The organism is Saccharothrix sp. BKS2, from assembly GCF_047689505.1.
Lineage (GTDB): Bacteria > Actinomycetota > Actinomycetes > Mycobacteriales > Pseudonocardiaceae > Actinosynnema > Actinosynnema lopnurensis.
In genome coordinates, this window is the sequence record NZ_JAUQOL010000010.1 from 64,626 (window position 1) to 83,423 (window position 18,798).

General features: G+C 75.6%; 19 protein-coding genes. 16 read left to right on the forward strand and 3 right to left on the reverse strand.

Features of this window, described 5'->3' with window-relative positions; all coding sequences use genetic code 11:
* Positions 1–124: 124 nt before the first annotated feature.
* The 15 genes from Q5530_RS21905 (at position 125) to Q5530_RS21975 (ending at position 15,478) form a co-directional block, all read left to right on the forward strand.
* Complete coding sequence (locus Q5530_RS21905) at positions 125–1,675, forward strand: phage tail sheath family protein (protein WP_415364651.1); 1,551 nt, start codon at positions 125–127, stop codon at positions 1,673–1,675.
* Between the two features lie 12 nt (positions 1,676–1,687).
* Positions 1,688–2,131: a phage tail protein gene (locus Q5530_RS21910; protein ID WP_380632871.1), complete on the forward strand. Its 444-nt coding sequence runs from the start codon at positions 1,688–1,690 to the stop codon at positions 2,129–2,131.
* A gap of 4 nt (positions 2,132–2,135) precedes the next feature.
* Positions 2,136–2,600, forward strand: a complete 465-nt coding sequence (locus tag Q5530_RS21915) for a hypothetical protein (protein ID WP_415364652.1) — start codon at positions 2,136–2,138, stop codon at positions 2,598–2,600.
* Positions 2,597–2,755, forward strand: a complete 159-nt coding sequence (locus tag Q5530_RS21920; RefSeq protein WP_380632877.1) for a DUF6760 family protein — start codon at positions 2,597–2,599, stop codon at positions 2,753–2,755. The genes Q5530_RS21915 and Q5530_RS21920 overlap by 4 nt, the downstream gene beginning before the upstream one ends.
* A complete protein-coding gene (locus Q5530_RS21925) occupies positions 2,752–3,561 on the forward strand; it encodes a hypothetical protein (RefSeq protein WP_415364654.1) in 810 nt (269 codons plus the stop codon). Before Q5530_RS21920 ends, Q5530_RS21925 begins: the two co-directional genes overlap by 4 nt.
* Positions 3,562–3,617: 56 nt before the next feature.
* Entirely contained in the window at positions 3,618–4,049 is a 432-nt protein-coding gene (locus Q5530_RS21930) for a phage tail protein (RefSeq protein ID WP_380632882.1), read from the forward strand.
* 6 nt (positions 4,050–4,055) lie between these two features.
* A complete protein-coding gene (locus Q5530_RS21935) occupies positions 4,056–4,814 on the forward strand; it encodes a LysM peptidoglycan-binding domain-containing protein (RefSeq protein WP_415364657.1) in 759 nt (252 codons plus the stop codon).
* Positions 4,804–6,618, forward strand: a complete 1,815-nt coding sequence (locus Q5530_RS21940; protein ID WP_415364658.1) for a VgrG-related protein — start codon at positions 4,804–4,806, stop codon at positions 6,616–6,618. Before Q5530_RS21935 ends, Q5530_RS21940 begins: the two co-directional genes overlap by 11 nt.
* Positions 6,619–6,630: 12 nt before the next feature.
* Positions 6,631–6,912 carry a PAAR domain-containing protein gene (locus tag Q5530_RS21945; protein ID WP_380632889.1) on the forward strand — a complete coding sequence of 94 codons (282 nt, stop codon included), beginning with the start codon at positions 6,631–6,633 and terminating at the stop codon, positions 6,910–6,912.
* A 1-nt stretch (position 6,913) separates the two neighbouring features.
* Complete coding sequence (locus Q5530_RS21950; protein ID WP_380632892.1) at positions 6,914–7,324, forward strand: GPW/gp25 family protein; 411 nt, start codon at positions 6,914–6,916, stop codon at positions 7,322–7,324.
* A gap of 17 nt (positions 7,325–7,341) precedes the next feature.
* Positions 7,342–9,282 carry a putative baseplate assembly protein gene (locus tag Q5530_RS21955; RefSeq protein ID WP_415364866.1) on the forward strand — a complete coding sequence of 647 codons (1,941 nt, stop codon included), beginning with the start codon at positions 7,342–7,344 and terminating at the stop codon, positions 9,280–9,282.
* Positions 9,279–9,791 carry a phage tail protein gene (locus Q5530_RS21960; protein ID WP_415364659.1) on the forward strand — a complete coding sequence of 171 codons (513 nt, stop codon included), beginning with the start codon at positions 9,279–9,281 and terminating at the stop codon, positions 9,789–9,791. Before Q5530_RS21955 ends, Q5530_RS21960 begins: the two co-directional genes overlap by 4 nt.
* Complete coding sequence (locus Q5530_RS21965; RefSeq protein ID WP_415364661.1) at positions 9,788–10,897, forward strand: NADase-type glycan-binding domain-containing protein; 1,110 nt, start codon at positions 9,788–9,790, stop codon at positions 10,895–10,897. The genes Q5530_RS21960 and Q5530_RS21965 overlap by 4 nt, the downstream gene beginning before the upstream one ends.
* A gap of 4 nt (positions 10,898–10,901) precedes the next feature.
* Positions 10,902–14,072: a translocation protein TolB gene (locus tag Q5530_RS21970; RefSeq protein ID WP_415364662.1), complete on the forward strand. Its 3,171-nt coding sequence runs from the start codon at positions 10,902–10,904 to the stop codon at positions 14,070–14,072.
* A gap of 95 nt (positions 14,073–14,167) precedes the next feature.
* The gene (locus Q5530_RS21975) at positions 14,168–15,478 is read left to right on the forward strand and encodes a hypothetical protein (protein ID WP_415364664.1); all 1,311 of its coding nucleotides are present in this window, start codon (positions 14,168–14,170) and stop codon (positions 15,476–15,478) included.
* A gap of 43 nt (positions 15,479–15,521) precedes the next feature.
* Here the strand turns inward: Q5530_RS21975 and Q5530_RS21980 are convergent, their stop codons facing one another.
* From Q5530_RS21980 to Q5530_RS21990, 3 genes are all read right to left on the reverse strand, one after another.
* Positions 15,522–16,145, reverse strand: coding sequence for a response regulator transcription factor (locus tag Q5530_RS21980; RefSeq protein WP_415364666.1), 624 nt, complete (start codon positions 16,143–16,145; stop codon positions 15,522–15,524).
* Between the two features lie 98 nt (positions 16,146–16,243).
* Entirely contained in the window at positions 16,244–16,918 is a 675-nt protein-coding gene (locus Q5530_RS21985) for a response regulator (RefSeq protein ID WP_415364667.1), read from the reverse strand.
* Positions 16,919–16,922: 4 nt separating this feature from the next.
* Entirely contained in the window at positions 16,923–17,594 is a 672-nt protein-coding gene (locus Q5530_RS21990; protein WP_415364669.1) for a sensor histidine kinase, read from the reverse strand.
* Positions 17,595–17,786: 192 nt separating this feature from the next.
* Between Q5530_RS21990 and Q5530_RS21995 the strand changes: the two genes are divergently transcribed.
* Positions 17,787–18,791: a radical SAM protein gene (locus tag Q5530_RS21995; protein ID WP_415364670.1), complete on the forward strand. Its 1,005-nt coding sequence runs from the start codon at positions 17,787–17,789 to the stop codon at positions 18,789–18,791.
* The last annotated feature ends 7 nt before the right edge of the window (positions 18,792–18,798 follow it).

An 18,798-nucleotide genomic window follows, 5' to 3' on the forward strand; every position in this document is an offset into this window, starting at 1 on the left:
GGGCAGCGATCGGCACACCCCGGCACAGCCGAGCGAACGTTCCGCACCCCACCGCACCACGAGCAACATCGCTGGCACGGCGCGAGCCGTCTCGGACCACGCACGACCACAGGGGAGGCAACGGATGCCCACCTATCTCTCGCCGGGGGTGTACGTCGAGGAGGTGGAGGCTGGTGCACGGCCCATCGAGGGCGTGGGCACCGCCGTCGCCGCCTTCGTCGGCTTCGCGGCGAAGGGGCCGTTCAACACGCCGACGTTGGTGACCAACTGGGCCCAGTACACGCAGGTGTTCGGCGACTACGTCCCGGACCGCTACCTGGCCCAGTCGGTGTACGGGTACTTCCTCAACGGCGGCACCAACTGCTACGTGGTCCGCGTCGGCGGCGAGCGGTCGAACGGCGACGGCCAACCCGCCGTGGGCCAACCCGCCGTGAACCAACCCACCGCGAGCCGGCCCGCCGCGCTCGGCGGCTACCGCTTCGCCGCCAAGCGGCTCGACGCGGGCGAGATCACCGTCGAGGTCGCGGACGCCCAGGGCGAGAACCCGCCCGAGGACCGCTTCGTCCTGCTGGTCAAGCAGGACGGCAAGGTCGTCGAGACGCACCACGTCACCACCAAGCGCACCAAGGACAACGTGGTCACCGTGGTGCGGGAGAAGTCCGGGCTGATCTCGGTCGAGGAGACCTCCGCCGCCGCGCTCGCCCGGCCGGACCGGGGCAGCGTCACGCTGGGCAACGTCCCCGCCGCGCCCCCCGCCCCCCGCGCGGTGGCCGCCGACGACTACGTGGGCGACGTCGCCGACCGCACCGGCTTCGGCGGCCTGGAGGCCGTCGAGGAGATCACCATGGTGTCGGTGCCCGACCTGATGTCGAGCTACCGGCACGGCGAGATCCCGCTGGAGGCGGTGCAGTCCGTGCAGCTGGCGATGATCGCCCACTGCGAGCTGATGGGCAACCGGGTCGCCGTGCTCGACCCGCCGCCCGACCTCGACCCGCAGCGGGTCAAGGAGTGGCGGCTCAACGGCGCGGGCTACGACTCGAAGTACGCCGCCCTGTACTACCCGTGGATCAAGGTGTTCGACCCGGCGAGCGGCGACCACCTGCACGTCCCGCCCAGCGGGCACGTGGCGGGCGTGTGGGCGCGCACCGACGGCACGCGCGGCGTCCACAAGGCGCCCGCCAACGAGGTCGTCCGGGGCGCGGTGGCGCTGGAGACCCAGCTGACCAGGGCCGAGCAGGAGCTGCTGAACCCGATCGGCGTGAACTGCGTGCGGTCGTTCCCCGGCCGGGGCATCCGGGTGTGGGGCGCGCGCACGCTGTCGTCCGATCCGGCCTGGCGCTACCTCAACGTGCGGCGGCTGTTCAACTACCTGGAGGAGTCCATCCTCAACGGCACCCAGTGGGTCGTGTTCGAGCCGAACGACGACGCGCTGTGGGCCCGGGTCCGGCGCACCATCAGCGCGTTCCTGGTCACGGAGTGGCGCAAGGGCGCGCTGTTCGGGCTCACCCCCGACGAGGCGTTCTACGTCAAGTGCGACCGGGAGACCAACCCCGCCGAGAGCATCGACCTCGGCCAGGTGGTCTGCGAGGTGGGCATCGCACCGGTGAAGCCCGCCGAGTTCGTGATCTTCCGCCTGGCGCAGATCTCCGGCGGCACCAGTCTGGTCAACGAGTAAAGGCGGTTCGTGATGGCACTTCCCGACCTCGACACATCCGTCGGCCACTCGTTCGGCCTCGAAGTCGACGGCGTCGCGATCAAGCAGATCAACGAGGTGTCCGGGCTCAAGCTGGAGCAGGACGTCATCGAGCTGAAGCAGAACACGGCCGACGGCAAGTACATCATCAAGAAGCTGCCCGGCCGCCCCAAGGCGGGCGAGGTGACCCTGACCCGCGGCCTGACCGGGGACAACAGCTTCGAGAAGTGGGTGAAGGACGCGCACTTCGGGAAGATGGGCAACGCCCGCAAGGGCGGCGCGATCATCGTCTACGACTACGAGGGCACGGCGATCAAGCGCTACAAGCTGACCAACGCGTGGCCGAAGTCGCTGGAGATCGGGTCGCTCAAGGCAGGTGACACCAGCGTGCTCACCGAAAAGCTGGTCGTCACCTACGAGATGATGGAAATCGAGTGACGCGATGCGCAGGGTGATGACGGCTGTTCCGCCCACCGCGCCGGTCGCGGAGCCGGTGGCGGGTGCCCCGGTGGGCTCCGGCCCCCCGGCGGCCGAACCGATGCGCACGGAGTTCGCCTTCGAGCTGCCGCGCGGGTACGTCGACGACACCGGCGTGGTGCACCGGTCGGGCGTGATGCGCCTGGCCACCGCGCGGGACGAGCTGGTGCCGCTGCGCGACGACCGGGTGCGGGAGAACCCCGCCTACCTGACCGTGGTGCTGCTGGCGCGGGTGGTCGTGCGCCTGGGCTCGGTGACCGACGTGCACGCCGGGGTCGTGGAGAACCTGTTCGCGGCCGACCTGGCGTTCCTCCAGGACGTCTACCGGCGGATCAACAGCGAGGGGCACACGCGCGCGGCGGTGGCCTGTCCCGGGTGCGGGCACGGGTTCAGCGTGGACGTCGCGGGCGGTCGCCCGGGGGAATCGTGACGTACGCGGCCGACCGGCTGCACGAGGAGGTCGCGTACGTGGCTTACCACTTCCACTGGTCGTGGGACTCGATCCTCGACCTGGAGCACGCGGACCGGCTGCGGTACGTGGCCGAGATCGCCCGCATCAACACCCGGATCAGCCAGGGGCGGTGAGGGACGTGTGGCCGTTCCGACGAGCGGCGGCGAAGGCCGTCGCCGAGCCGCCGGCGCTGCCGGTGCACCGGGGTGAGTGGCGGTCGCTGCCGCCGGTCCAGCGGGTGGTGCCCGACCACCCGCTGGTGAACCCGGTGGAGCGGTTCTCGGGGGTGTTGGCGTCGTGGCGGTCGCCGGGTTACCTGGTGCCGCTGGGGCACCGGGTGGACGCCGACGGGCCGTCGGGGGTGGTCGAGGGCGTGGTGCAGCGCGTCGTCGAGACGCCCGGGGGGTGGGGGCCGGAGGTCGGGTCGGGGGAGGTTGCCGGGGCGGTTGCGCGGCCGGTGGTGGGGCCGGTCGTGGGGCCTGCTGTCGGACCGGTCATGAGGTCGGTTGCGGGGCCGGTGGTGGAGCCTGCGGTCGAGCCGGTGGTGTCGCGGATGCCGGTGGTGCCCGCACCACCGGACCCCGGTCCCACCCCCGACCCCGCCCCACCGAGCACCCCGCGCCGCGGCCTGGGTCTCCCGGTCGCCGTCCAGCGCAGCGCCGAAACGACCCCGACCCCACCACCACCGGAGCGGATCGAGTTCGCCCCGCCCCCGCCCCGGGTCCACACCCCACCGCCCGCCACCCCCGTGCAGCGGGCCGAACAACCGCCCACCCACGGGAACGAGCCGCCGCACCCCCACCAGGCGCCACCACGGGCGCGGGCCCCGGCCCCGGAAGAACTGCTCGACAAGCTCTACGACCCGCTGGTCCGCCGGCTCAAGGCCGAGCTGTGGCTGGACCGCGAACGCCGCGGGTCGCTGACCGACCGGTGGCACTGACACGAGAACGGCACTGACACGGGAACGGCACTGACACGAGAACGGCGGTGAGAGGGATGACGCAGGTGGAGGAAGCGGTCTCGGTGTGCTTCGTGGTCCGCATCGACGACCAGAGCCTCGGCTCGTTCAGCAGCTGCGACGGGCTGGGCGTCGAGTTCACCCTCGAGCAGCGCGAGGAGGGCGGCAACAACGGCATGGTGTGGCAGCTGCCCACCCGCATCAGGTACTCCAACGTCAGGCTGTCCCGCCCGGTCACCCGGGACAGCGCCAGGATCATCGACTGGATCGCGGGCATGGCCGCGGGCGTCACGCGCAAGACCGCGATCATCGAGGCCCGCACCCTGGGCGGCACCGTGATCGCCAGTTGGGCCCTGTCCGGCGTGGTCCCGGTGCGGTGGAGCGGACCGCAGCTGTCCGCCGACTCGCCCAAGGTCGCCACCGAGACCCTGGAGCTGGCCCACCACGGCTTCCTCGGCACGGCGAGGTGAGCCGCGGTGGCCTCCCCGATCACCTTCACCTCGGCCGGCTCCGCCAGGGCCACCGGCCACGCCGCCCCGACCAACCTCCAGAAGGCCATGCTGAGCGTGCACCACCCGCCCAAGGCCGGCGGCACGGCCAAGCCCGGCGGCCTGATGCACGACATCACCCTCCAGTTCAACCCCAAACAGCTGTCGCTGACCAAGAACGCCCGGTGGGAGCGCACGCCCCAGCCGAACGTGCCCAAGAGCGGCACCCCGGAATTCAAGGGCTCCGAGCCGTGCCGGCTCGCCCTGGAGGTCTTCCTCGACGCCACCGAGCGCATGGACGACGGCGTGGTGCGCAAGGTCGAGCAGCTGTTCGCCTGCTGCGTGCCCACCGAGGACAGCCGGCGGCAGGGCAAGGGCTCGCCGCCGTGGGTGGTGTTCAAGTGGGGCGGGATGACCGGGTTCCCCGCGTTCGTGGCGAGCGTCAGCGCCAGGTACACCCTGTTCACGCCCGCCGGCGTGCCGGTGCGGGCCACCTGCTCGGTCGAGCTGGAGGAGATCGCCGGCGAGCCGGGCGGGCAGAACCCGACCTCGGGCGCCCTCGCGGCCCGCGATTCGCACGTCGTGGTCTCGGGCGACACCCTCCAGTCCCTGGCCTACCGCGCCTACGGCGACCCCGGGCTGTGGCGGGAGATCGCCGAGGCCAACGACATCGACGACCCGATGCGGTTGCGGCCGGGCCGGCGGCTGCTGGTGCCCGCCCTGGAGGAGGTGCGCGGTGGTCGCTGAGTCCTTCGCCAACTCGCTGGTGGTCGAGGTGGGCGGCGGTCCGCTGCCCGCGGACGTGAAGGGCATGCTCACCCACGCCTACGTGGACGGCAGCCGCAACCTGCCGGACCAGTTCGTGCTGCGCTTCCGCGACCCCGGGCACGTCGTGCTCGGCAAGGGCCGCTTCCGGATCGGCGCGCCGATCGCGCTGAAGGTGCAGACCTCCGGGCCGGGCGGGCCGCGGCCGCTGATGACCGGCGAGGTCACCGCGCTCGGCGTGGAGTTCGACGCGGGCGGCACGTTCACCGAGGTCCGCGGCTACGACCTGGCGCACCGCCTGTTCCGCGGCCACCGGGTGGCCTCCTACCCGAACATGACCATCGCCGACGTGGTCCGCAAGGTCGCCGGGCGCGCGCGCATCCCGGTGGGGCGGGTCGACGACGTGCGCGGTTTCGGCCGCCCCCACACCCAGCTCAGCCAGGACGGCACGAGCGACTGGGACTTCCTGTCCCGGCTCGCCGCGCTGGTCGGCGCCCAGATCGCGGTGGTCGGGGGCAGGCTGGAGTTCCGCCTGCCCGAGGAGCCGACCGCCGCGCCCGCGCCCACCGCCAAGGCCGCGACGAGCCCGCTGGTGCTGGAGATGCACCGCACCCTGCTGTCCCTGCGCGCCGCGGTCACCGCCGCCGAGCAGGTGCCCGAGGCGCAGGTGCGGGGCTGGGACGTGGAGGGCAAGCAGCACGTCCTGGGCGTCCGGCCGGCCACCGCCGCGGGCACCGAGATCCCCGGCGTGGACCCGGTGGCGCTGGCCGGGAAGTTCGCCGCCCCGCCCTTCCTCGCCGCCGGCGCGCACCGCACCCAGAGCGCGGTCACGGCCGCCGCCGCGGCGCTGGCCGCGCAGCTCGGCGGGGCGTGCGCGGAGCTGGCGGGCGTGGCGCGCGGCAACCCCGAGCTGCGCGCGGGCACCGCGGTGGCGCTGACCAACATCGGCGAGCCGTTCTCCGGCAGGTACACCCTGACCAGCACCCGGCACCTGTTCTCCGCCGACGTCGGCTACACCACCGAGTTCACCGTGTCCGGCCGCCAGGAGCGCTCCCTGTACGGGCTGGCCAACGGCGGCCCGCGCGGCGCGGCGGGCCGCGGCCTGGTGCCCGCCGTGGTCAGCGACGTGCGCGACCCGGCGAAGACCGGCCGGGTGAAGCTCACCTTCCCCTGGCTGGCCGCGGACTTCACCAGCGGCTGGGCGCGCACCGTGCACGCGAGCGCGGGCAACGGCTACGGCGCGCTCGCGCTGCCCGAGGTCGGCGACGAGGTGCTGGTGGGCTTCGAGCACGGCGACTTCGACGCGCCCTACGTGCTCGGCGGCCTCTACAACGGCAAGGACGCGCCGCCGCGGCTGCTCCGGGAACCGGTGGACGCCGGCACCGGCGCGGTCGCCACGCGCGCGTTCGTCTCCCGCCGGCACCACAGGGTCGAGTTCGTCGAGGACGAGGGCGTCGTCATCGCCAGCGGTGACGGGCGGTTCGTGGTCAGGCTCGACCAGAAGACCCAGGTCGTCGAGGTGACCAGCGGCAACGCCGTGACGATCAAGGCGGGCAACGGCGTGACCATCGACGCGGGCGCCGGCCCCCTGGAGCTGAAGGGGCAGCGGATCACCGCCGAGGCGGTGACCGACGTGGCCATCGAGGCGGGCACGCGGCTCACCGCCGCCGGCCGGGCCGGGGTCAGGGTCGAGGGCGCGACGGTGTCCGTGGCCGGTCAGGGGCAGGCCGAACTCACCGCGAGCGGACCGGTCACGGTGCGCGGCGCGGTGGTCCGGATCAACTAGGGGGTGCGGGGAATGCCACCAGCGGCGAGGGTCGGGGACCCGACCGGCCACCCCGGCGTGCTGGCGCCGCCGGGCGTGCCGACCGTGCTCGTCGGCGGCCTGCCCGCCGCGACCGTCGGCGGCGCGCACACGTGCTCGTTCCCCGGCCTGCCACCGCACCCGCCGACGCCCGTGCTGCCGCCCGGCTGCCCGACCGTGCTGATCGGCGGTCGTCCGGCGGCCCGGGTCGGCGACCTGGCGGGCTGCGGCGCACCGGTGCTGGCCGGCTGCCCGACCGTCTTGATCGGGGGATGACGTGGACTTCATCGGCCGCGGCCTGGCCTTCCCGGTGCACACGGACCCGACCGGCTCGCTGGCGCTGGTCGGCGGCGAGCGCGAGGTGGTGGAGAGCATCCGGCTGATCCTGGCCACCGCGCCCGGCGAGCGCGCCATGCGCCCGGAGTTCGGCTGCGCCATCCACGACCTGGTGTTCGCGCCCGCCGACGCCGCCACCGCGGGCCGCATCGCCTACGAGGTGCGGCTGTCCCTGGAGCGCTGGGAACCGCGGATCACCCTCCACGACGTCTCGGTCGGCTTCGACGAGGTCGACCGGGGCACCCTGCTCATCGACATCGGGTACGCGCTGCGCGGCACGAACGACCCCCGCAACCTGGTGTTCCCCTTCTACGTCATCCCGCCGCACGAGGCCGACGAGGAAGGCGCCTGATGTCCCTGCCGACGCCGATGTCCCTGCCCACGCCGAACCTGGACGACCGCCGCTTCCAGGACCTGGTCGACGAGGCCAAGCGCCGCGTCCAGCAGCACTGCCCCGAGTGGACCGACCACAACGTCTCCGACCCCGGCGTGACGCTGATCGAGGCGTTCGCGCACATGGTCGACGAGCTGCTGTACCGGCTCAACCGCGTGCCCGACCTGCACTACCTGCGGTTCCTGGACCTGATCGGGGTGCGGCTGTTCCCGCCGACCACGGCGTGCGGCGACGTGACGTTCTGGCTGTCCGCGCCGCGCGACGCGCCCGTGGTGGTGCCCGCCGGGGCGCAGGTCGCCACCGAGCGCGGCGAGGTCGAGGACCCGGTGGTGTTCACCGTGGATCGGGAGCTGACCGTGGTGCCGTGCTCGCTGGCACACCTGGTCACGGCGGTGGGCGACGGGGACGTGCCGCCCGCGGACCGCACCGACGAGCTGCTCGACGGCAAGGCGCCCGAGGTGTTCGCCGACCCGCCCGCCGCGGGCGACGCGGTGCTGTTCGGGCTGTCGGACGCGGTGCCGGGGTGCGCGGTGCTGCTGCGCGTCGAGGCGCACGCCGAGGGCCGCGGCGTCGACCCGCGCGACCCGCCGTGGGCGTGGGAGGCGTGGGACGGCGCGGGGTGGAGCCCGTGCGAGGTGGACCGCGACACCACCGGCGGCTTCAACCAGCCCGGTGACGTGGTGCTGCACGTGCCCGCCTCGCACGCCGTGTCGGTCGTCGCCCGGCGGCGCGCGGGCTGGTTGCGCTGCCGCGCCGTCGAACCGGCGCCCGACCGGCCGTTCTACCAGCGCCCGCCGAAGCTGCTCGCGGTCACCGCCGCCACCGTCGGCGGCACCACCACCGCCACGCACGCCGAGGTGGTGCGCGGCGAGACCGTCGGCGTGTCCGAGGGCGTGCCCGGCCAGCGGTTCCCGCTGGCCCGCACCCCCGTGGTGGTGGGCGACGGCGAGCTGGTGGTGGAGGTCGCCGCGCCCGGCGGCTGGGAGCGGTGGCGCGAGGTGCGGTCCTTCGCCGACTCCGGGCCGGACGACCGGCACGTGGTGCTCGACCGGGTCGGCGGCGTGGTGCTGTTCGGCCCGGCCGTGCGGCAGCCCGGCGGCGGGGTGCGCCACCACGGCGCGGTGCCCGCGAAGTCGGCCGCCGTCCGGGTGCCCGAGTACCGCACGGGCGGCGGGCCGCGCGGCAACGTGGCGCGCGGGCAGCTGCGGGTGCAGCGGGACCCGGCGCCGTTCGTCAGCTCGGTGACCAACCGGCGGCCCGCGTCCGGCGGGGTGGCGGGGGAGTCGGTGCGGGACGCGGCGCTGCGCGGGCCGCTGCTGCTGCGCACCCGCGACCGGGCGGTGACCGCCGAGGACTACGAGCTGCTCACCCGCGAGGCCGCGCCGGAGATCGGCCGCGTGCGGTGCGTGCCCGCCGGGCCGGGGTCGGCCGCGGTGCGGGTGCTGGTGGTGCCGTCGGTCGCGGCGGACGAGGGGTCGGACTTCGGCGCGCTCCAGCCGGGTGCGGAGGTGCGCGAGCGCATCGAGCGGTACCTGGAGGAACGCCGGTGCGTCGGCGCGCGGGTGTCCGTGGAGCCGCCGTTCTACCAGGGGGTCACGGTGGTGGCGCGGCTCAACGCCGCCGCGGGCACGCCCGAGGAGGTGCTGCGGACGCGGGCCGTGCGGGCGCTGTACGACTACTTCAACCCGGTCAGCGGCGGTCCGGGCGGCACCGGGTGGCCGTTCGGGCGGCCCGTGCAGTCGGGCGAGGTGTTCGCGGTGCTCCAGCGCCTGCCCGGGGTGGAGCTGGTCGAGGAGATCAAGCTGTTCGGCGCGGACCCGGTGACCGGCGAGCGCGGCGCCGCCGCGGCGCGGCTGGACCTGCCGGCCAACGGGCTGGCGTTCTCCTACGGGCACCAGGTGCGGGTGTCGAGGTGACCCCGCACCCGCTGGCCGACCGGCTGCCCGCCGTGTACCTGGAGGACCTGTTCACGCAGCGGTTCCTGGCGGCGCTCGACGAGGTGCTGGAGCCGGTGTTCACGGTGCTGGACGGGTTCGCCGCCTACCTCGACCCGCGGCTGGCGCCCGAGGACTTCCTGGAGTGGCTCGCGCACTGGGTGGCGCTCGACGTCGGCGAGGGCTGGTCGCCGGCGCGCCGCCGGCTGCTGGTGGCGCGGGCGGTGGAGCTGCACCGGTGGCGCGGCACGCGTCGCGGGCTGGCCGAGCACGTGGCCCTGATGACCGGTGGGCAGGTGGAGGTGGGCGACAGCGGCGGCGTCACCTCGACCGACCGGCCGGGGCTGCCGGTGGCGGAGGACGCGCCGCGGGTGGTGGTCCGGGTGCGCGTGGCGCGGCCGGACGAGGTGGACCGGACCCGGCTGCGCGCGGCCATCGCCTCGGCGGTGCCCGCGCACGTCGAGGTGGACCTGGAGGTGGTGGGGGCATGATGGTGTGCGCGCAGTGCGGCGAGCGGAACGGGGCGGGCGCGGAGTTCTGCGGCGCCTGCGGGACCTACCTGGAGTGGGAACCCCGGCCGAACGCCCCGCACCCGGTGCCGCCGCACCCGGTGCCCTCCCCGCCGGTGTCCCCGCAACCGGCCACCTCGTCACCGGCCACTTCACCGGCCACTTCACCGCCGGCCACCTCACCGCCGTCCACCGCACCGCCCACCCCGGCACCACCGCTTGACCAGGTTTCGGCCCCACCGCCCGGCGACCAGCCGCCCGCCCGCCGGCCCGCGCCCATGCGGCCGACCGACCGGAAGGCCCCGACCACCCCCACCCCCCGCCTGACCGAGCGCCGCGAACCCCGCCCCGGCGACCTGATCTGCGGCCAGTGCGGCGAGGCCAACGCGCCGACCCGCAGGTTCTGCTCCCGCTGCGGCTCCTCGCTCACCGAGGCCGAGGTGGTGGCGCGGCCGTGGTGGCGCCGGCTGCTGCCCGAGCGCGCACCGGCGAAGGCGGGCACCCGCCGCCGCCGGACCGGCGTCGGCCGCCTCGTCGGCCGGGTGCTCCGCTGGTCGTTCCTGGTCGCGCTGCTCGGCGCGGTCGGCCTCTACGGGCTCGTGCCCGCCGTCCGGGGCGGCGTCGACACCTGGGCGCTCGACCGGGCCCGGGAGGTCCGGGGGATCTTCGGCGCCGAGCTGACCCCGGTCCGCCCGACCGCGATCACCGCCACCGCCGAGGCCGCCGACCACCCGGCGCTGCTGGCGGCCGACAACGCGAAGAACACGTTCTGGCTCGCGCCGGTCGTCCCGGAGCCACCGGCCCTGGTGCTGGACTTCGGCCGCGAGGTCGACCTGCGGGAGGCGATCGTGCGGATCGGCGACCCGGACGACTTCCAGTCCGCCCACCGCCCGAAGAAGCTGCACCTGGTCTACCCGACCGGCCGGGCGTTCGACGTGGAGCTGGCCGACACGCCGGACGAGCAGCGGGTCGGGATCGGGAACAGCGCGGGCGCCTCGCAGGTCGAGGTGCACGTGGTCGAGCTGCACCGGTCGCTGCGCGGCGACCGGGTGGCGCTCGCCGAGATCGAGTTCTTCGCGGTGAGGTGACGTGGTGAAGCACCTGGCCCTGGTGGCGCTCCTGCTGAGCGGCCTGGTGAGCGGCCCGCTCCCGGCGGACCGGCCGCTCCCGGCCCGCGCCCAGGCGGACCCCGTCACGCCCTACCGGATCGGCGTGGCGCGCGGCCGGCCCCCCGACATCTGGAGCACCGACGCGGCGGGCGACGACCCGCGCCAGGCCACCGGTTCCGCCGAGCGGTACGAGACCGACCCGGCCTACTCGCCGGACGGCGCGGCGCTGGCCTACACCGAGCGCGACGGCCCGGAGGGGCCCGGCCGGGTGGTGGTCGCGGACGCCGACGGCGCGAACCCCCGCTACCCGAGCGGCCGGTTCGGGGAGGAGGACCCGACGTGGTCGCCGGACGGCACGATGCTCGCGGTCACCGACCGGGACCGGGGGATCACCGTGCTGCGGGTGTCGGACGGGGCCGTGCTCGACCGCGTGCCCCGCCCCGCGCACGCCCACTCCGACGACAGCGGGCCCGCGTGGTCGCCCGACGGCGACGCGATCGCGTTCGTCCGCGACACCGGGGACGTCACCGAGCCCCGGGTCACGCCGCTCGCCGTCGGCGCGTCGGCGGCCGAGGGGTTCACCACCACCGCGACCCTGCGGACCCCGGCGACGCCGGCGCGGCCGGAGATCCTGTTCCTGGTCGACACCACCGGGTCCATGGGCGACGCGGTCCAGGGGCTGCGCGCCGGCCTGGGCGAGGTCATGGAGCGCGTCGAGCGGGAGCAGCCGGGCGCGACCTTCGGCCTGGCCACCTACCAGGACTTCGACGACGGCGACCGCCGCTACCGGCTGCTGCTCGAACCGGGGGAGCGGGCGGCGGTGCGGGAGGCGCTGGACGGCGTCGTGGTGGACCCCGCCCACGGCGGCCCGGACGTGTCCGAGGACTGGTTCAACGCCCTGCACGAGGTGGCGCGCGGCGTCGACGCCGACGGCGGGTACGAGCTGTTCGACCGACCCGGCACGAGCCGGATCGTCGTGCTGGTGGGCGACGCGAGCAGCAAGGAGTGCCGGCTGACCGAGTCCGGACCGGCCGGCCCCGCCGCGGCGGCCGAACCACCGGGCTGCGGACCGTTCTGGCAGCGCGGCACGGTCGTCACCGACCTCACCACCCGCGGCGGCGAGGACGAGCCGCGCGACATCCGCGTGGTCGGCGTGCCCGTCGTCACCTCCCCCTACGAGGGCCTGGACAGCCGGGGGCAGGCCACCGGGATCACCCGGGCCACCGGCGGCGCGCTGGTCGCGGAGGGCGCACCGCCGGAGCGGGTCGCCGCCGCCGTGGAGCGGGGCATCAGCGGCATCCCGGTGACCGTGCGACCGGTCGCGGACTGCTCGCCCGGGGTGTCGGTGTCCTTCGAACCGCCCGCGGCGACCGTGCCCGGCGGCACCGAGGTCCGCTTCACCGAACACGTGCGGCTCGACGGCGGGCCGTCGTCGCGGGCGGCGGGCGAGCTGGGCTGCGCGATCCGGTTCGAGTTCGACGGGGAGGTCCCCGACCGGCCCCACGAGCAGCACCTCACCATCACCCGCGCGGCCGGGCCCTCGGTCGTGGTGGGCGCGGGCGCGGGGGTGAGCCCCGACGGCGACCCGGTGCCCGTGCCCCTCACCGCCACCGCGACCGACGCGGGTGGCGGGCCGCTTCCCCCGGACTGCGACGCCGGACCCGGCACGCTGTTCCCGGTCGGGCTGACCACCGTGACCTGCACGGCCACCGACGCCGGCCGCACCGCCACCGCGAGCACCACCGCCACCGTCCTGCGGCCGCGGGACGGGCGGGCGCGGACGATCTGGCTGGCCGAGCTGGTCGGGACGCGGGTCCACCGCCAGGTCGACCTCACGCACGCGTTCGCCGAGGGCTGCGGGCGGACCGACGACGCGCCCGCCTGGTCACCCGACGGCACCCGCCTGGCCTACTCGTCCGGGGAGGCGCTGTGCGTGCTGGAACCGGCTTCCCGGACCACCCGCCCCGTGGTGGGCGGCTACCCGGACGGCCCCGCGTGGTCCCCGGACGGCGCGCTCCTCGCGTTCACCCGCCACGACGGCGAGGGGCCCGCCCGCGTGTGGGTGGTCCCGCCCGCCGGCGGCGACCCCGCCCCGGTGGTCGACTTCGGCGCGGACGACGTGGCGCGGCCCGCGTTCCGACCCCTGCCGGACCTGCGGGTCACCGGGGTGGTCGCGCCCGGCGCGGTCGCGTTCGGCGGCACGACCACCGCGCGGTTCACCGTGACCAATCCCGGCCTGGCCCCGCCGCGCGCGGCGGACCTGGCGCTGACCGTGCCCGCCGGGCTGCGCCTGGACTCGGTCACCACCACCGCGGGCACGTGCGCGCCGGCCGGCTGCGCGCTGGGCCGCCTCGCCCCCGGCGCCCGCGCCGAGGTCACCCTCGCCCTCACCGGGGTCGCCGCCGGGCGGCACCTGGTCCGGGCGGAGCTGCCCGGGGACGTCAACCCCGGCGACAACGCGGCCGGGTCGGCGGTGGAGGTCGCCGAGGAGGTCCGGCCGCCGGACCACCCGGGCTCGCTGTCGCTGGCCCTGGCGGTGCGGCCGGCGGAGTCCTTCGTCGGCGGGGAGGACCTGGTGCTGTCCTACCGGGTCCGCAACGGCGCGGCGGAGCCGATGACCGACGTCCGCGTGGTCACCGCGCTGCCGCCGCGGCTGCCGCCCGCCGCCGGCTGCACCACCTGCGAGCTCGGTACGCTCGCGCCCGGCCAGGAGGCCGAGGTGCGGGTCACCCTGCCCGCCCGCGCCGCCGTCGACACCACCGCGGGCGGCTCGGTGCTCGGCACCGGGCCCGACCTCGACCCGGCCGACAACACCGCCGTGGCCCGCGTGCTGGTGCGGCAGCCGGTGCTCGCGGTCGAACCCGGCATCGGGCCCACCGGCTTCGTGCCGCGCGCCACCGGCCGGGACTTCCCGCCCGGCGCGACCGTCCGGCTCGCCTGGACGGTCGGCGTCTCGCCCGTGCCCGGCGAGGTCGTCGTGCGCCCGGACGGCACCTGGGAGACCCAGTTCCTGGTGTTCCACAACGACCTCGTCGGACCTCGACGGCTGGAGGGCACGACCGTGCTCGGGCCGAGGTTCGGCCCGGTGCGGTCCGGCGAGTTCCTGGTGGTGCCCCGGACCCTGCAACCACCCGACTTCGCCAGCCGGGAGTGAACCCGCACGGCTGCCCGATGGGGAAGCGGCGGGCGCACCGCTCCCCACCCCCGCGCCGGTCCCCGGACCCGGCCGACTCCCGGAGGATCGCCACCATGGGTGCAACCGCGACGCTGTCCGCAACCGGCCTGGCCGTGGCGCCGGGCGACGAGGTCACGTGCACGGTCGTCGTGCGCAACACCGGCGACCTGGTCGACGCCTTCGCCGTGGACGTCGTCGGCGACGCCGCCGACTGGGCCACCGCCGAACCCGCGTCGGTGAACCTGGTGCCCGGGGCGGACGCCTCGGTGGCGGTGCGGTTCGCGCCGCCCCGCGCGCCCGGGGTGACGGCGGGCGCGGTGGCCTTCGGCGTCCGCGTCACCTCGCGCGAGGACCCGCACGGCTCGGTGGTCGAGGAGGGCTCGATCGAGGTCGGGGAGTTCACCGACCTGTCCGCCGAGCTGGTGCCCGCCAGGGTCGAGGCGGGGGCCAGGGGCCGCTTCGAGGTGGCGGTCGACAACCTCGGCAACTCGCCGGTCGCGGTGCGCCTGCACCCGGCCGACCCGGACGGCGAGCTGGAGTTCCGGCTCGACCGCCCGGACCTGGTGCTCGCGCCCGGCACGGTGGCGTTCGCGCGGCTGGTCGCCAAGCCGCGCAACACCTTCCTGCGCGGGCCGTCGCAGCCGCGGCCGTTCCGGGTGGAGGTGGTGCCCAGTGCCGGGCCCTCGCTGACCACCGCGGGCACCCTGGTGCAGCGGCAGCTGTTGCCCCGGTGGCTGCTGCCCGCCCTGGCCGCGCTGCTGGCGCTGGCGATCGCGCTGGTGGCGCTGTGGTTCACCGTGCTGCGGCCGGCCGTGAAGTCGGCGGCCCGCGACGCCGCCGTGGAGCAGGCCGACGAGGTCAGGGCCGTCGCGGAGCAGGCGCAGGCAGGCGCCCGGCAGGCCCAGGGGGAGGCCGAGCGGGCCAAGGTGAACTCGGAGGTCGCGATGCGCGAGGTCGGCCTGGACCCGAGCGCCCCGCCCGGCTCGCCGCCCACCGCGCGGCCCGGCGCCGCCGCCGAGGGCCGGCCGACCGACTTCCGGGTGGCCGCCGACGCCCGCGTCACCGCCGATCCCGAGCAGTTCTCCGACTTCGCCTCCGCGCCGCCCGCGGACGCGGTGCTGCTGATCTCGGACATCGTGCTCCAGAACCCCCGCGGCGACACCGGCACCGTCCGGGTGCTGCGCGAGGCGGCCGACGGCGCCCGCGGCGTGCTGCTGGAGGTGGGCCTGGCCAACTTCCGCGACCTCGACCGGCACTACGTGGAGCCGCTCCAGTTCCGCAAGGGCGAGAAGGTCGTGCTCCAGGTCAGCTGCCAGAACCCGGCGGAGAAGGGCAACTGCACGCCGTCGGTGTCGTTCTCCGGCCGCGCGGTGGACGTGCCCTGAGGGTCTTTTCGAGAACTTGCCCGGCTGCCGTCCGCGCGCTGCGTTAGATCAGGCCCTCGCGCAGCGCGAACGCCACCGCGTGCGCCCGGTTGCGCAGTTGGAAGCGGTTGGTGATGTCGTGCAGGATGCTCTTGACCGTGCGCTGCGAGTAGCACAGCTTCTCGGCGATCTCGCGGGTCTCGAAGCCGTCCGCGATCAACCTCAGCACCTCGGTCTCCCGGTCGGACATGCCCGCCATCGTCCACCCGTTGGGGTTCAGCACGTTGCGCTGCAACCGCGACACCCGGTCCAGCAGCCTGCCCAGCAGGTCCGCCGGCAGCGCGCCCTGGCCGCCCGCGGTGGCCTTCACCAGCCGGACCAGCGCGTCCGGCGTGGCCTCCGCCCGGCGGACCACCGCGGACACGCCGCCGCCGACCGCGTTGAGCAGCTCCGGGTCCGCGATGTCGCCCGCCACCAGCACGATGCCCGCGCCGCCCGGCACCTGGAGCCGGCGCAGCAGCTGCCGCGCCTCGGCGTCCCACCGCTCCAGCACCACCAGCGCCACCGGGGCCGGCTCCGGCGGCTCCACCAGCCTGACCTCCGGCCGCGACCGCAGGGCCGCGGTGACCCCCGCCCTGGTGATCGAGTCCGTCGCGTGCAGGACGACCGCGATCTGCTCACCGTTCATCTCGTGCTCCCGCCATCCGCCCCGACGGGCCGCGCCCGCGCCCCTCGGCGCCGCCCGAACTGCCCACGGCCATCGTCGCGGGCCGGCGCGCCCCGGCACTACGGACCCGGTGTCCCGATGTGTCCCGGTCCGTCGCCCAGACCGGCCCGCCTGGCCCGGGACACCGCCTGGGCGCGGTCGGCCACGTGGAGCTTGCGCAGGATGTGCGAGACGTGGTTGCGCACGGTCTTGGGGCTGAGCACCAGGTGCCGGGCGATGGTGGCGTTGCCCCGGCCACCGGCCATCAGCCGCAGCACCTCCCGCTCCCGCGCGGTCAGCTCCGGGAACGCCGCCGGCGGGTCGGGCGGCGCGCTGCCGAAGTAGGCCAGCAGCCGCACCGCGACGGCCGGGCTGAAGATCGCCTCGCCCTCGCCGACGGCCCGCACCGCCCGCACGATCTGCTGCGGCCGGGCGGCCTTGAGCAGGTAGCCCAGCGCGCCCGCGCGCATCGCGGCGAACACCGACCCGTCGTCGTCGAACATGGTCAGCACCAGCACCCGCACGTCGGGGTCGCGCGCCACGATCCGCCGCGTCGCCTCGACCCCGCCCAGGTCGGGCATGTTCAGGTCCATCACCACCACGTCCGGGCGCAGCGCGGCGGCCATCGCCACCGCCGGCACCCCGCCGCACGCCTCGCCGACCACCTCCAGGCCGGGCGCGTCGGCCAGCGCCGCGGACAGCCCGTAGCGGAACAGCGGGTGGTCGTCCACCACGAGGGCCCGCAGCGCAGGCACCGCGTCACACCCCTTCGGGCAGGGGCAGGTCGGCGGCGACCCGCGTGCCGCCGGCGGCGCGCTCCACCCGCCACGTGCCGCCCACCTCACGCGCCCGCTCGCGCATCGAGCGCAGCCCGACCCCGTCCCCGCCGACCCCGCAGTCCCCGTTCCCGCAGTCCCCACCGACCCCGGCGGGCCACGGCGCGACGCCGTCGTCCACCACCTCCACCCGCAACCGGTCGTCGAACGCCAGCCGCACCGCGCAGTGCCGCGCGCCCGCGTGCCGCACCACGTTGGTCAGCGCCTCGCACACGATCCGGTAGGCCGCCACCTGCACCGCCACCGGCAGCTCCGGCAGGCCGGCGCACTCCACGTCCACCCGCACCGGGTGCCGGTCCGACAGCGAGGCCACGTGCTCGCGCACCGCGCCCACCAGTCCCAGCCGCGCCAGCACCGCCGGGTACGCGCCCGCGGCCAGCCGCCGCACCTCGCCCACCGCGGCGTGCACCTCGTCCTCCAGCCGGGCCAGCAGCCGCCCGGCGGACGCCGGGTCCCGCTGCGCCAGGTGCCGGGCCGCTCGCAGCCCCAGCGCGACGGCCGCCAGCGAGGGGCCCAACCCGTCGTGCAGGTCGCGCAACAGCCTGCGCCGCACCTCGTCGGCCACGTCGGTGGGAACCGGCAACTCGCGGCGCATGGTCCCTCCCCACTGGGTGTGCGCTCGGGCGGGTCCGCCTGCCAAGGAAATCGTCACCGTGAGATAGGCCGTTTCAACCAGGACAGAGGTTCCCACGTTCGTGGGAACCGGCTCCGAATGTCGTGACTCACCGACGTATCACGGCCCAACCCGCGTGCTCCATATGGATAGGCGAGCGCTCGGGAGGGTGGCATGGGGCGGACGGGGGGTCGGGCGGTGCTCCAGGTGCACCCGACCAGGCTGTGCAACCTGCGCTGCCGGCACTGCTACTCCAGCTCGGGGCCCGACGTGGCCGAGTCGGTGCCGATGCCGGTGCTGTCGGGGGTGGTGCGGGACGCCGCCGCGCTCGGCTACGACGTGCTCAACGTGTCGGGCGGCGAGCCCTTCCTCTACCCGGAGCTGGCCGCGCTGCTGCGGGCCGCGCGGGACGCGGGGATGCGGACGACCGTCACCACCAACGGCGTCGCGCTGAACCAGCGCCGGATCGGCGTCGTGCGCGGCCTGGTCGACCTGGTGGCCGTCTCGCTGGACGGCGACCGGGCCACCCACGACCGCATCCGGGACCAGGAGGGCTGCTTCGACCGGGCGCTGGCCGGCATCCGGCGGCTCACCGAGGCGGGCATCCCGGTCGGCGTCGTCACCACCCTCACCCAGGGCAACGCCACCCAGCTCGGCGAGGTCGCCGCGGCCGCCTCCCGGTCCGGCGCCCTGCTGCTCCAGGTCCACCCGCTCGAACCCGAGGGCGCGGCCAACCGCCTCATGGCGGGCGAGCGGCCCGACGCGGTGGAGCTGGCCTACGCCGCGGTGGAGCTGGGCCGGATCGCGGAGGAGCACGGCCTGGCAGTGCAGCTGGACGCGGTGCCCAGGACGGTGCTGGCCCGCCGGCCGCGGGCGTTCATGGCCGCGCCGATCGAGGACACCAGCCCGCTGGGCCACTGGCTCACCCCGCTGGTCGTCGAGGCGAACGGCGCGGCCGTCCCGGTCTCCTACGGGTTCGACCGCCGCTACGGCCTGGGCAACGTCCAGGACCGGCCGCTGGCCGAGCTGGCGCGGACCTGGGACCCGGCCCCGTTCCTGGCGCTGTGCCGGACCACCTGGCAGCGCCTGCTGGACGGCCGGACCGGGCCGCTGATCACCTGGTACGGCCACCTGGTCCGCGCCTCGCGGATCCAGCGGCCGGCGACCGCGGGCCGCTGAAGCCGGG